Source organism: Rhizobium oryzihabitans, from assembly GCF_010669145.1.
Taxonomy (GTDB): Bacteria; Pseudomonadota; Alphaproteobacteria; order Rhizobiales; family Rhizobiaceae; genus Agrobacterium; species Agrobacterium oryzihabitans.
On sequence record NZ_CP048632.1, the window covers coordinates 1035418 to 1047574 of the forward strand.

General features: G+C 60.1%; 14 protein-coding genes and 1 pseudogene. 10 read left to right on the plus strand and 5 right to left on the minus strand.

Translation table 11 applies throughout. The features are described 5' to 3' along the window. Nucleotides 1-309: 309 nt before the first annotated feature. The gene (locus G3A56_RS05535) at nt 310-1602 is read left to right on the plus strand and encodes a GGDEF domain-containing response regulator (RefSeq protein WP_003496884.1); all 1293 of its coding nucleotides are present in this window, start codon (nt 310-312) and stop codon (nt 1600-1602) included. Nucleotides 1603-1615: 13 nt separating this feature from the next. Here the strand turns inward: G3A56_RS05535 and G3A56_RS05540 are convergent, their stop codons facing one another. Both G3A56_RS05540 and G3A56_RS05545 read right to left on the minus strand, forming a co-directional pair. Continuing rightward, the gene (locus G3A56_RS05540) at nt 1616-2377 is read right to left on the minus strand and encodes an SOS response-associated peptidase (protein WP_082184036.1); all 762 of its coding nucleotides are present in this window, start codon (nt 2375-2377) and stop codon (nt 1616-1618) included. Between the two features lie 10 nt (nt 2378-2387). Next, on the minus strand, nt 2388-2711 hold the full coding sequence (locus tag G3A56_RS05545) for a YnfA family protein (RefSeq protein ID WP_082184035.1): 324 nt from the start codon (nt 2709-2711) through the stop codon (nt 2388-2390). Between the two features lie 153 nt (nt 2712-2864). On the opposite strand from G3A56_RS05545, the gene G3A56_RS05550 reads away from it, so the two are divergent. The 9 genes and pseudogenes from G3A56_RS05550 (at nt 2865) to G3A56_RS05590 (ending at nt 9126) form a co-directional block, all read left to right on the plus strand. After that, the gene (locus G3A56_RS05550) at nt 2865-3281 is read left to right on the plus strand and encodes an NUDIX hydrolase (protein ID WP_082184034.1); all 417 of its coding nucleotides are present in this window, start codon (nt 2865-2867) and stop codon (nt 3279-3281) included. A gap of 83 nt (nt 3282-3364) precedes the next feature. Further along, nucleotides 3365-3804, plus strand: a pseudogene (locus G3A56_RS05555) (TIGR02301 family protein). A gap of 105 nt (nt 3805-3909) precedes the next feature. Then, entirely contained in the window at nt 3910-4167 is a 258-nt protein-coding gene (locus tag G3A56_RS05560) for a hypothetical protein (protein WP_003496894.1), read from the plus strand. 14 nt (nt 4168-4181) lie between these two features. Then, nucleotides 4182-4949, plus strand: a complete 768-nt coding sequence (locus tag G3A56_RS05565) for a hypothetical protein (protein WP_082184032.1) — start codon at nt 4182-4184, stop codon at nt 4947-4949. Between the two features lie 433 nt (nt 4950-5382). Next, entirely contained in the window at nt 5383-6228 is an 846-nt protein-coding gene (gene ygfZ, locus G3A56_RS05570) for a CAF17-like 4Fe-4S cluster assembly/insertion protein YgfZ (RefSeq protein WP_082184031.1), read from the plus strand. A gap of 2 nt (nt 6229-6230) precedes the next feature. Further along, nucleotides 6231-6854 carry a YfbR-like 5'-deoxynucleotidase gene (locus G3A56_RS05575; protein WP_164056201.1) on the plus strand — a complete coding sequence of 208 codons (624 nt, stop codon included), beginning with the start codon at nt 6231-6233 and terminating at the stop codon, nt 6852-6854. Beyond that, the gene (locus tag G3A56_RS05580; protein WP_082184030.1) at nt 6851-7369 is read left to right on the plus strand and encodes a tyrosine phosphatase family protein; all 519 of its coding nucleotides are present in this window, start codon (nt 6851-6853) and stop codon (nt 7367-7369) included. Before G3A56_RS05575 ends, G3A56_RS05580 begins: the two co-directional genes overlap by 4 nt. Nucleotides 7370-7447: 78 nt before the next feature. Continuing rightward, complete coding sequence (locus tag G3A56_RS05585; RefSeq protein WP_082184029.1) at nt 7448-8269, plus strand: mechanosensitive ion channel family protein; 822 nt, start codon at nt 7448-7450, stop codon at nt 8267-8269. A 179-nt stretch (nt 8270-8448) separates the two neighbouring features. After that, nucleotides 8449-9126, plus strand: a complete 678-nt coding sequence (locus G3A56_RS05590) for a ZinT family metal-binding protein (protein ID WP_082184028.1) — start codon at nt 8449-8451, stop codon at nt 9124-9126. Nucleotides 9127-9323: 197 nt separating this feature from the next. On the opposite strand, the gene G3A56_RS05595 is transcribed toward G3A56_RS05590, so the two are convergent. The 3 genes from G3A56_RS05595 to G3A56_RS05605 form a co-directional block, all read right to left on the minus strand. Continuing rightward, on the minus strand, nt 9324-10142 hold the full coding sequence (locus G3A56_RS05595; protein ID WP_003496907.1) for an ABC transporter permease: 819 nt from the start codon (nt 10140-10142) through the stop codon (nt 9324-9326). Further along, nucleotides 10139-10927, minus strand: coding sequence for an ABC transporter ATP-binding protein (locus G3A56_RS05600; protein WP_164056202.1), 789 nt, complete (start codon nt 10925-10927; stop codon nt 10139-10141). The genes G3A56_RS05595 and G3A56_RS05600 overlap by 4 nt, the downstream gene beginning before the upstream one ends. Before the next feature lie 184 nt (nt 10928-11111). Further along, entirely contained in the window at nt 11112-12155 is a 1044-nt protein-coding gene (locus G3A56_RS05605) for an ABC transporter substrate-binding protein (protein WP_082184027.1), read from the minus strand. Between the last annotated feature and the right edge of the window lie 2 nt (nt 12156-12157).

The following is a 12157-nucleotide window of genomic DNA, read 5'->3' on the forward strand; positions in this document are numbered from 1 at the left end:
CGCTAATATTAGCGCCGTCTCCATTTGTGCGGCCCCCATCGAGAACCGCATGAAACCGGCCTGTTTCATAAAATTTCCCAATCCGTAACGAAGCTGCAACGAAAACGAAGTAAAGTATTCGACTTCCACGGGACGACTGTACGGATAGTCTCGCATCGATTACTGAGCATCAAAAAATTTTCTACTTTAGCGATTCTTCCTGCTACAGCGAACAAGGCCGATTTTCGATGCCGTTGACAGGCGGTATCGGACCAATTCGGATGTTGCGGGAAAAACAACGAAGACGGGCCATGGGGGGCTTCATACGGCATGCAGGATAAAATCCTTCTGATTGAAGATTCCGTTGCTCTTTCCATGCTGCTGAAGTCGCGGCTTTCGGAGGAAACGGCAGCCGAAGTGATCCATTGTGACAGCATGGCGCAGGCCGATATCCTGCTGCGCGCCCATGATTTCACGCTGGCACTGACCGGTCTCAATCTGCCCGATGCGCCGAAGGGTGAAATTCTCGCACTTCTTGCCGACCACAAGGTGCCGGCGATCGTCTTCACCGCAACGGTGGATGAAGAGGCGCGCAAGCGCTACGCCGAAAAGAAGATCATCGACTACATCGTCAAGGATGGCCATCGCACCGTTGATGCCGTGGTGAAAACGGTCGACCGGATTTTGACCAACAGGCTGTTTTCCGTGCTGGTGGTGGATGATGCGCGCACCGCGCGCTCCGGCCTCGTGGAAATTCTCGAGCGGCAGAATTTCAGGGTCAGCGAGGCTCATTCGGGTAAGCGAGCGCTGGAAATCCTGTCGCAGGATCCATCGATCCAGCTTGTCATCACCGACTACCATATGCCTGACATGGACGGCTATGAATTGACGCGCCGCATCCGCGACAGCAGTTCTTCGGAAGACCTGCGGGTCATCGGCATCTCGTCCTCCACGGACCGGCTGCTTTCGGCAAGCTTTCTCAAGGCCGGGGCGTCGGATTTCGTCTACCGCCCCTTCGTGCCGGAAGAATTGCAGTGCCGTATCGACAACAATATCGAAACGCTGAAACAGCTCAAACGCCTGCGCGAACTGGCCGAGCGGGACCATCTGACCGGTCTGCCGAACCGTCGCTCCTTCTTCGAGCGTACGCGGGCGCTGATGGACGTCATCAACGACAATGACGAGAACGGCGCGGTCGCCATTCTCGACATCGACCATTTCAAGAAGATCAACGACACGCTGGGGCATGATGCCGGCGACAGGGCGCTGAAGAAGCTTGCCGAACTGCTGCACGACATGTGCCATGAGCAACGCCACATTCCCGCGCGCCTTGGCGGCGAGGAATTCGCCGTGTTCCTGCGCGGGCTCAACGCGCGGGCGGCCTATCAGTTCTGCGAGGAGCTGCGCGGCGCCGTCGAAAAGAACGGCCGCCAGCTGAGCGGCAGCAGCCTGGCGCTGACGATTTCGCTCGGCGTCGTGGAAATCGAAAAGGGCGAACCCTTCGACAATCAGCTCAATGCCGCAGACCAGCTGCTCTATCTCGCCAAGGCGAACGGCCGCAACCGCGTCTATTCCGACATCATGATCCAGGAAGGCCTGCAGAAAATCGGGCGGAACGGCTGAGGCCCTCCACTCGTCAGAACAGCGACATCTGCCCCTCATCCTTCGCCGGCTTGATCTTTACCAGCGGCACGCTTTCCGGCACCGGTTCAATGAGGTCAGCGCCGATATTGGCGACCTTGTTGACCTTGTCCGACACCGGGATCATCTCGAAAAAATCATCCTGAACCGGGCGCATCAGATCGGCCACCTCGCGGGGCTCCTGCGTCTTGCAATCCAGCCAGCGGCTGAAATCCTCGGGCGCAATCACCACCGGCATCCGGTCGTGGATGCGGCCGATCGCGGCATTAGCGGCGGTGGTGAGGATCGCGCCGGTGTCGACCTCTGATCCGTCAGCGGAAGACCAGGTCTCCATGAGGCCGGCGAAAGCGACGATGCCGCCGCTTTTCGGGCGGATGAAATAGGGCTGGGGCCTGCCGCCCTCCTCCTTGGGTGGGCGTCGCCATTCGTAAAAGCCGGTTGCGGGCACAAGCACGCGGCGATGGCGCATGGCGGCGCGGAAGGATGCCTTGCCGATGGCCGTTTCCGAGCGCGCATTGATGAGCAGCGGAAAATCCTTAGGGTCCTTGACCCAACCGGGCATAAAACCCCAGCGCACCAGCATGGCCCGTCGGTTGGGCAGGTTGCTGCCGCGCTCCTGCCGCTCGCCCTCCAGCACGATCAGGATGGGCTGGGTGGGCGCGATATTGAAGCGGGCGGGAAAATCTTCAAGGCCGATCAGGTCGAGATAATCGGCGATCTCCTCTGGCGTCGCTTTCAGAACGAAACGTCCGCACATGCTTGTCTCCTCAGGCGCGCGGGCCGAATAGAATGATGGCAGTGCCGGCAAGGCAGACGACCCCGCCGGCGATATCCCACTTGTCCGGCGCATGCCCTTCCACGCCCCAGAGCCAGAAAAGCGACGCGGCGATATAGATCCCGCCATAAGCGGCATAGGCCCGGCCCGCCGCCTCGGTCGGCACCAGTGTCAGAAGCCAGGCAAAAGCGGCCAGCGCGAGCATGCCCGGCAGCAATATCCATCCCGTCTTGCCGAGTTTCAGCCAGGCCCAGAAGGAAAAGCAGCCGACGATTTCCGCAAGCGCCGCCAGGGCATAAATAAGATAGACCTTCATTCCACCGTCTTCTGCGTGCACAATCCAACCGATTCCGGACTATAACATCGGCGCAGAAAGCGGAATCGATTTTTGTGCGGCGCAACTTCGGCTCCCCGGGTTCATGCGCCCAATAGAGACTGGCCCAGAGGGCTGAAACAGGCGACCCATTCAATGACCCTTCGTATCAAGCCCCGCCCCGCTTCTTCCGCCATCGTCAGGAACGGAGACCGGCTGCTTCTCGTGCGCCGCATTAATCCGCCTTCCAAGGACATGTTCGCCTTTCCGGGCGGGCGCGGCGAAGAGGGGGAAACGCCGGCCGAGACGGCGCTTCGCGAACTTCACGAGGAAACCGGTATCCTCGCGCGCAAGCCGCAACTGTTCGCGACCTATGATCTGCCGTCCCACGATGCGGAAGGGGTGCTGACAAGCCATTATTTCCTCTCCGTCTTCACTGTGGAAACGGATGAAGACCCGGAGGTGACGGCAGCCGACGATGCGGCGGATGCGGGCTGGTACACATTGGCGGAAATCCGCCGGTTGCCGGCGCCGGAAAGCGTCGTCGAATGCGCCGAGCGTCTGCTTGCATGATTGCCAGGCGGCCAGAATCGCGATTATTTAGGAATAATCCGCCCGCCGGGTGTTCACGAGTATGTGTGGGGCAGAATAGAATTTTGATGCGGCAAACCATTTTCCTGTCTCTTTTACTGACCATGCTGGCCGTGGCCGGGCTGGAAGGCGTCGCTTACGCGCAGCCTTCGAATGCCGTTTCCAAGGAGGCACGCCCCCGGAAGCGCAGCCCCCCAAACCCGCCCCCTATGACGACAGGCTGGCCCGGTTGTCCGAGATACTGGGCGCGGTGCAATACTTGAGAACCCTGTGCCCCTCCTCCGGTCCAGAGGACTGGCGCAGATCCATGAGCGATCTTCTGGCTGCGGATACAGCCAACGAGCCTGAGCGGCGTCGGCGCATGACGGCTGCATTCAACCGTGGATACCGCTCCTTTGCGGCTATCCACACCAGTTGCACACGCGCCGCCGTCATGGCAGAAGAGAGCTACCGTAACGAAGGGGCAACACTTGCTCAGGAAATCGCGTCCAGGTTCGGAAATTAGCGGATTATTAACCTCTTTTCGCCGCAGGCCGTGCCGTTTTGATAAAAGACTGATAGTGTTGTTAACAGGGTGGTAAGGACTTGCCCGCCCTGCCGAGGATGAAAAATGCAGACGAGCCGTAACGAAATCGACGACATGATCGTGCATGAAAAGATGCAGGTCGCTCTGGAACACCAGAACGAGGCATGGGCTGACGGCATGGCCGACGGCATCGAGCCTGAGATCATCGCCGATGCCGCAATCGCTCTGGCCATGCGCGAAACCATTCGCATGCATGGCGAGGCCGGCGCTGAAGCAATGCTGGAATCGCTGCGCCAGCGCATGCTTGAAGGCGAATTTTCTCCGCAGCGGGTGATACAGTAAAGCAGGGGTCTATCATGTCTTGCCTGAGCAAGGGGCTTTTGCGCTCTTCCGCCATGCTGTCCATCCTGCTTGCCATGACCGCCGGGTCTGTTGGCTTGCCAAGTCGTGCCTTTGCTCTTTCCGAGCTGAAACCGGCACAAAACACCGAAAGTGAGCCAAAGGCTGAAAACGGCGCAGAGCCGCAGCAGCCCCAGCCGCCGGAACCGGATGAGATCGAAGGCGATTCGGATGGCATTCCCCTGCCCGACCCGTTGATCGACCGTTCCGCCGGTCAGGCGAACCAGAAGCCCGCCGCCACGGACAACGCCCCTGAAATGTCCGTCGTGATCGAGCATGATATCTCCAAGGCGCCGGAAGCCGTGCGCAAGCTCCGCCAGGAGATCATCGACGCGGCCGCATCGGGCGATATCGAGAAATTGCGGCCCTTCATCGCGGCCGGCCAGAAAGAATTCCGCATAGACGGCAATGACGGCGAAGACCCGATCGCGGCGCTGAAAAGCTATTCCGGCGATCCCGACGGGCTTGAAGTGCTGGCCATCATCATCGACCTGCTGTCGACCGGTTATGCCCATGTCGACGCCGGCACGCCGGATGAAGCCTATGTTTTCCCCTATTTCGCCGGAAAGCCGCTCAATACGCTGACCGCGCCTGAAAAAGTGGAGCTGCTGCGCATCATCACGGCGGGCGATCTGGCGGACATGCAGGAATACGGCAATTACAGCTTTTACCGCATCGGCATCTCGCCTGACGGCAAGTGGAAGTTCTTCACCGCCGGCGATTGATCGCATCGCGGCGCTTGCCGTTCTTTTGTAAAAATCCTAACTGTGCGGGAGCATTCTGGCAAAAGCGCGGTCGCGTTGTTGCCGTGATGTGTGAAGCAATCGAGGGAGCATTTCTAAGATTCGTTTTCAAAGTGAACGACACGAGGATTGAGATTGACGCGGCCAGCTCTGGTTTGCTGCGGTTCTTAAGTTTCCTTCTCCCGTCATCCGGACTTGAGCCGGAATCCAGCCAGCCCAGGTCCTTGGGCTGAAAGGAGCCCTCCCGCCGCGCCGACGCGCGTGGACTGGATTCCGGCCCCAGGCCGGGATGACGGAGACAGCGAGCCTTTTCGACGGCCGTAAGCCCTGCGCTTGCCGGACCAATCTTGGACTTTGCGCCATACACTGTAAAAGGTTTCGACCAGATGCGCTCGATGAACCGAATGGTGACGCCATGCCTTCCGCCTTTCTTGCCGACCGCCGCCTGATCAGAGTTTCCGGCACGGGTGCCGAGGAGTTTCTGAACAATCTCATTACGGCCGATGTTGAAAATCTGCCGCAGGGAGAAGCCCGCGCCTCGGCACTTCTGACGCCGCAGGGCAAGATCCTGTTCGATTTCTTGATCGCGCGCGATGGGTCGGACTATCTGATCGAAACGGGTGCGGCTGAACTGGATGCGCTGCTGCGCCGCCTTACCATGTACAAGCTGCGCGCACCCGTCGATCTCAAGGCCGAACCTGTCGAAGGCGTGAGCCTGTTCTGGAATGAGAGCGCGCCTGAAGCGGGCGTGAAGGACGGCCGTTTTGCCAAGGCCGGTATCAATCTTTTCCGTCTGCCGGGCGCGTCGGCCTCCGGCGATGTCGCTGCCTACGATGCGCTTCGCATCGAACACGGAATTGCCGAATCCGGCCGGGATTACGCGCTGCAGGATGCCTTTCCCCATGATGTGCTGATGGATGTGAATGACGGCGTCTCCTTCAAAAAGGGCTGCTTCGTCGGTCAGGAGGTCGTCTCGCGCATGAAACATCGTGGCACGGCAAGACGGCGCGTTGTCACCGTCGCGGGTGAACGCGAACTTCCCGCTACCGGGACGGACATCACCGCCAACGGAAAACCGGTGGGCACGCTCGGAACCGTTTGTGGCACCAAAGCGCTTGCCATCGTGCGGATCGACCGTATTGCCGATGCGCTGGCATCCGGCACACCGCTGCTTGCGGACAATATCACTGTCTCCGTGACCCTGCCGGTCTGGAGCGGCATTTCCTTCCCGACAGTCGATCCGGCGCAGGCGGAGGAATAAGCGTGGCGCCCGCAAAAAGTCCGCGCGCCTGGCAGCGCATGCTTTCCGGGCGGCGTCTCGACCTGCTCGACCCTTCGCCGCTTGACGTGGAAATCGCCGATATCGCCCATGGCCTTGCCCGCGTCGCCCGCTGGAACGGCCAGACCCGCGGCGATCACGCCTTTTCCGTCGCACAGCACTGCCTCATCGTCGAAACGATCTTCTGCCGGATGTGCGCGGGTGCCACGCCCGATGACATGCAGATGGCGCTTCTGCATGACGCGCCGGAATATGTCATCGGCGACATGATCTCGCCGTTCAAATCGGTCGTCGGCGGCGGTTACAAGACCGTGGAGAAGAGACTGGAGGCCGCCGTGCATCTGCGCTTCGGCCTGCCGCCGCATGCCTCGCGCGAATTGAAGGACCGCATCAAGAAGGCAGATACGGTTGCCGCCTTTTTCGAGGCGACGGAGCTTGCCGGCTTTTCCATCGCCGAGGCGCAGAAATTCTTCGGCCTGCCGCGCGGCATCACCCGCGACATGTTCGATATTACCCCCCTTCCCTCGACGGAGGCGCAGTCGCTGTTCGTCAAACGTTTCGAGGCGATCGAAGCGCTGCGGGCCGGGAAGACGGGCGACGTGACATGACGGCCATCGTCGTATCGCCGCTATCGCGGATCGCCGAAATGGCCGTGAAGCACAAGGCCCGCGAAATGGTGACGCTGATCGCCAAGGAGCAGACCTTTCACCGCCCGGCCGTGATTGCCGCAGAGCGGCACCTCACACTCGCCATGAACGACATCGCCTTCAAGGGCACGGGCGATCTTATCGCGCCCGATGATGCGCATGTGCTGCGACTGATCGATTTCGCACGCGAATGGGATCAATCCGCACCGCTTCTCATCCATTGCTGGATGGGCGTGTCGCGCTCGCCCGCCGCCGCCGTCATTGCGGCGCTCAGCCTCTATCCGGATCAGGACGAGATGGCGCTTGCACTCAGCCTTCGCGCCGCCTCGCCCTATGCGACGCCCAATGCCCGTATCATCGCCATTGGCGACCGGCTGCTCGGGCGGGACGGCAGGCTGGTCAAGGCAATCAAGTCAATCGGCAGAGGCGCGGATACGGATGGCAACATGCCGTTCGTATTGCCGCTCGGTGCCTGAAAGCATCCATTTTGCGGAACCCGGGCGGCGTCCGTTCGTTAGCAACCCTGAACAGCAATGAAAATCACGGGATAATTCATGGAACAACAGGCAACCGATATCATCGTCGCATCGCAGGCGGCGGTTCGACAGGCGAGCGCGCTTGCGGTGCAATATTCCTTCTCGATCGTCGGCGCGCTTCTGCTGCTCATCGTCGGCTGGCTGGCCGCCACCTTCCTGCAGCGCTGGGCTTTTCAGGGCCTGTCGCGCATCCGTGGTTTCGATGCGACGCTTGCCGGTTTCTTCGCAGGCGCCATTCGTTACGTGGTGCTCATTCTGGTGCTGGTCATGGTACTTGGCCAGTTCGGGGTGCAGACGGCCTCCATTCTTGCCGCACTCGGCGCCGCCGGTCTCGCCATCGGCCTTGCGTTGCAGGGCACGCTGCAGAACATTGCCGCCGGCATCATGCTTCTGGTGCTGCGCCCCTTCCGGGTCGGCGAATATATCGAGACCAGTTCGGTCAGCGGTACGGTTGTGGAAATCGGGCTGTTTGCGACCGAGCTTAAAACCAGCGACGGGCTGTATCGCCTCGCGCCCAATTCCACGCTGTGGAACGTGCCGATCACCAACTACAGCCGCTTCCCCTCACGCCGCCACGAACTGAGCCTGACGGTCAAGAATGACGAGGATCTGTCCGCCGCCCAGGACATGCTGATGCGCGTGGTGCGTTCGGAAAGCCGTGTGCTGCTCGACCCCGCGCCCGTGACGTTCGTGGATTCGGTCACCACGGACAGCGCCACAGTCAAATTGCGCTACTGGGTGCGCAGCGACAATTACTTCGCGACAACGCGTGAGGTGACAAAGGCGATGAAGCTCGCTTTCGACGAGCGCAAAGCGGAAGTGAACGCGCAACCCGCTTGAGGACCGCGCTCCCTGACTTGGTGTTAGACGCTTCTCCAAACATGAAGGCCGGCGCTCAGCCGGCTTTTTGCGTTTTCAGATACCGCCCTTGCGTCTGCAGGCGGACGTGTTTATACGATGAATCGTAATGTTATTACATAACTTATTTTTCGCTTTACAGACACACAAGGGCCAGAAGAATGCAAAAAACGATCACCCGCGTCACCGGCGCGCTTGCAATCGGTTCCATGCTGCTGATGACAGCCCCGGCACTGGCGGCCGGCAAAGACAAGGCTTCCTCCGCTCATAGCCACGACCACAGCCATGGCCAGACCGAAGCCGAGAAGCAGATTTACAAGGGTTATTTCGAGGATGCCCAGGTGAAGCCACGCACGCTTTCCGACTGGGAAGGCGACTGGCAGTCGGTCTACCCCTATCTGCTGAACGGCTCCCTCGATCCGATCATGGCGGAAAAGGCGGCGCATGGAGACATGAGCGCCGAGGAATATCGCGCCTATTACGAGATCGGCTACAAGACCGACGTCAATCGCATCGTCATCAAGGGTAACAGCTTCTCCTTCTATCGCGGAGCCAAGCCCGTTGAGGCTACCTATGCCGCCGACGGCTACGAAATCCTGACCTATAAGAAGGGCAATCGCGGTGTCAGGTACATTTTCAAGAAGACCATTGGAGATGCCGCAGCTCCGCAATTCGTCCAGTTCAGCGACCACACCATCGCGCCTGCCAAGGCCGGCCATTACCACCTTTATTGGGGCAATGACCGCAAGGCGCTACTCGACGAGGTGACCAATTGGCCGACCTATTATCCGTTTATGATGGACGGCCCGGAGATTGTGAAGGAAATGGCAGCGCATTGAGAGCGCAGGCTCGCAACCTTCCGCAGCATGCGTGAATGACGCGAGTGGTTGAGGCTTTTCGCCTTCTCCCCGAGGGGGAGAAGGTCGCGGCAGCGGGATGAGGGGGCAAGGGTCGAGATATTCGGCAACGTTGCCCCCTCATCCGACCCTTCGGGCCACCTTCTCCCCCTCGGGGAGAAGAAACGAGCGGCCACCGATCACTGTCCCATGGTCGAGCGATGCGCCCAGCCGGTCATGCGCTTTTCGAGCCAGGCCATGATCGCGTACATGACGATGCCCTCCACGGCGAGCATGAGCAGGCCGGCGAAGACCAGCGGCACGTTGAACTGGCTCTGTGCCGAACTCATCATATTGCCAAGGCCATAGTTGGAGGCGACGGTTTCCGATACGACCGAGCCGACGAAGGCAAGCGTGATGGCGATTTTCAGCGAGCCGAAGAAGTAAGGCATGGAGCGCGGAATGCCGACCTTCAGCATGATATCCATTTTCTTTGCACCGAGTGCGCGCAGCACATCCTCCGTTTCCGGCTCGATGGTGGCAAGGCCGGTCGCGACGTTGACGACAATCGGGAAGAAGGAGATCAGGAAGGCGGTGAGAACCGCAGGCACGGTGCCAATGCCAAACCAGATGACGAGGATCGGCACCAGCGCCACTTTCGGAATGGCGTTAAAACCGATCATCAGTGGATAAAGCCCGGCATAGATGGTTTTCGACCAGCCGATAAAAAGGCCGATGGCGAGACCGGCGGCGACCGCAATGGCAAAGCCCAGCGTCGTGGTATACAGCGTCTGAAGCGAGTTCTTCCAGATCGGCGACCAATATTGCACGATGGCCTGCCCTACTCTGACAGGCGACGGCAGAATGGTCGGCGGCATTTTCAGCGCGTAAACCAGGAGTTCCCACAGCACGAACAGCGCCAGCGTATAAAGCCAGGGGGCGGCTTTCACCCAGTTGACCCGGTCGATCAGGGGCTTGCGCGGCGCGGCCGCCACGGTGCTTTCAGCAATCGCGCTCATGCCGCCACCCTCGCCTGCGCTATCTCGCCATGCAGTTCCTGCACCATGTCGTTAAAACCCTTGTCATACATGATATCCAGCTGGCGGGGGCGTGCGAAAGGCACGCGGTGTTCAGCCAGCACGCGGCCAGGCCTTGCGCTCATCACGAAAATCTTGTCGGCGAGAAAGGTCGCTTCGCGCAGATCGTGCGTCACCAGAATGATGGTAACCCGCTGCGCGGCATGCAGATCGCGGATGACGCACCACAATTCCTCGCGGGTAAAAGCATCGAGCGCGCCGAAGGGTTCATCCAGCATCAGGAGATCCGGCTCGTGGATCAAAGCGCGACACAGATTGGCGCGCTGCTGCATGCCGCCGGAAAGCTGCCAGGGATATTTGGAGCCGAAGCCTTTCAGACCGACAATCTCCAGCAGCCGCTCGGCTTTTGCGACATATTCCGCCTTGTGGGCGCGCAGGCGCCGGCGATGTTTCTCGACGATCTCCAGCGGTAGCAGGATGTTTTCAAGCGTGGTGCGCCAGGGCAGCATTGTCGGGTTCTGAAACGCCATGCCGACGATGGAAACCGGCTCCGTGACCTGCCGCCCGGCAACGATGACATTGCCCTTCTGCGGAATATGCAGCCCCGTCACCAGCTTCATGAGCGTCGACTTGCCACAGCCCGAGGGGCCGACGACGGCCGCGAACTCACCCTTGTCGACCGTCAGATTAAGGCCGGATACGGCCAGCGTGCCGGCCGACCCGCCGTAGCGCATGTCGACATTGTCTATTTCCACGAGATGTGACATCGCAGTCCCCAGTTTTTCGGCGCGCGCAACCTCACCACAGTCAACGCCACACCTCTATTTCGTCATCCTCGGGTTTGACCCGAGGATCCACTATTCCAGCCGGCGATGGATCCTCGCCTCAAGGGCGAGGATGACGTGGAGAAACTCCACCACTCCAGGCGCCAAACAGGCCCCACAAATCCCCTCAGGGAAGCATGCGCTCTTCCTTGGCCGGGAGGTAGGTCGCGTCAAAGACCTGATCCGCCTTGACGTTACCCTTGAGGCCAAGCGAGACTTTCAGCGTCTCGACGGAAGCGGCGAGCCTGGCCGGATCGACGCCGCCCATGCCATTTTCCACCACATAGGGCGTCTTGATGTTCATGCTGTTGGCCATGTTGAGGCGTTCGAGCTCGATGGCGCTGTCGAGCGTTTCGTTGCGCTTGAGCACGGCCGCCACACCCTCTTCCGGGGTCTTGACGGAATCGGCGAAGCCCTTGGCCAGCGCCTTCAGGAAACCCTTGACGGCATCGGGGTTTTTCTCAGCGAAATCAGTGTTTACCAGCACCGCATTGCCATAAAGATTCAAGCCGTGCTCGGCCATTAGAATGGTCGAGATATCGTCATCGGCAATGCCCTGCTTCTTCAAGTTGAGGATCACCGAAAAGGCAAAACCGAAAACGGCATCGACATCGCCCTTGGCCAGCATCGGCTCACGCACCGGGAAGCCGATCGATTCGATCTTGATCTTGCTGTCATCAAGCCCGGCGACCTGTTTAAAGGCAGGCCATTGCGCAAAGGCGCCATCCGGCGGCGGCGCGCCGAGCTTCTTGCCTTCCAGCGACTTCGGATCGCCGGTGACGCCGAGCGACTTGCGGCCGACAACGGCAAATGTCGGGCGTTCATAGACCATGTAGACAGCCTTGATCTTCTGGCTCGGATCCTCGTCGAGGAACTTCATCACCGAATTGATGTCGCCGAAACCCATCTGGTAAGCGCCGGTCGCCACGCGCGGAATGGCCTCCACCGAGCCGTTGCCGCTGTCGATCGTCACGTCGAGGCCTTCAGCCTTGAAGTATCCCTTGTCGAGCGCCAGCAGGAAGCCGGCGGCGGGACCTTCGAACTTCCAGTCGAGCGTGAATTTCACCGGCGTTTCGGCATGAGCACCCGTTACGGGCAACGTAAATCCGGCAGCGGCGGAGACAGCGGCAATGGCCAGAGCCCTGGACAACAACCTGCGCGTTAACATCATCT

Coding starts and splice junctions, on each gene's coding strand:
- G3A56_RS05545 (WP_082184035.1), bottom strand. CDS start 2,711: ATGAAGGTCTATCTTATTTATGCCCTGGCGGCGCTTGCGGAAATCGTC.
- G3A56_RS05550 (WP_082184034.1), top strand. CDS start 2,865: ATGACCCTTCGTATCAAGCCCCGCCCCGCTTCTTCCGCCATCGTCAGG.
- ygfZ (WP_082184031.1), top strand. CDS start 5,383: ATGCCTTCCGCCTTTCTTGCCGACCGCCGCCTGATCAGAGTTTCCGGC.
- G3A56_RS05595 (WP_003496907.1), bottom strand. CDS start 10,142: ATGAGCGCGATTGCTGAAAGCACCGTGGCGGCCGCGCCGCGCAAGCCC.
- G3A56_RS05565 (WP_082184032.1), top strand. CDS start 4,182: ATGTCTTGCCTGAGCAAGGGGCTTTTGCGCTCTTCCGCCATGCTGTCC.
- G3A56_RS05580 (WP_082184030.1), top strand. CDS start 6,851: ATGACGGCCATCGTCGTATCGCCGCTATCGCGGATCGCCGAAATGGCC.
- G3A56_RS05590 (WP_082184028.1), top strand. CDS start 8,449: ATGCAAAAAACGATCACCCGCGTCACCGGCGCGCTTGCAATCGGTTCC.
- G3A56_RS05535 (WP_003496884.1), top strand. CDS start 310: ATGCAGGATAAAATCCTTCTGATTGAAGATTCCGTTGCTCTTTCCATG.
- G3A56_RS05605 (WP_082184027.1), bottom strand. CDS start 12,155: ATGATGTTAACGCGCAGGTTGTTGTCCAGGGCTCTGGCCATTGCCGCT.
- G3A56_RS05540 (WP_082184036.1), bottom strand. CDS start 2,377: ATGTGCGGACGTTTCGTTCTGAAAGCGACGCCAGAGGAGATCGCCGAT.
- G3A56_RS05560 (WP_003496894.1), top strand. CDS start 3,910: ATGCAGACGAGCCGTAACGAAATCGACGACATGATCGTGCATGAAAAG.
- G3A56_RS05600 (WP_164056202.1), bottom strand. CDS start 10,927: ATGTCACATCTCGTGGAAATAGACAATGTCGACATGCGCTACGGCGGG.
- G3A56_RS05585 (WP_082184029.1), top strand. CDS start 7,448: ATGGAACAACAGGCAACCGATATCATCGTCGCATCGCAGGCGGCGGTT.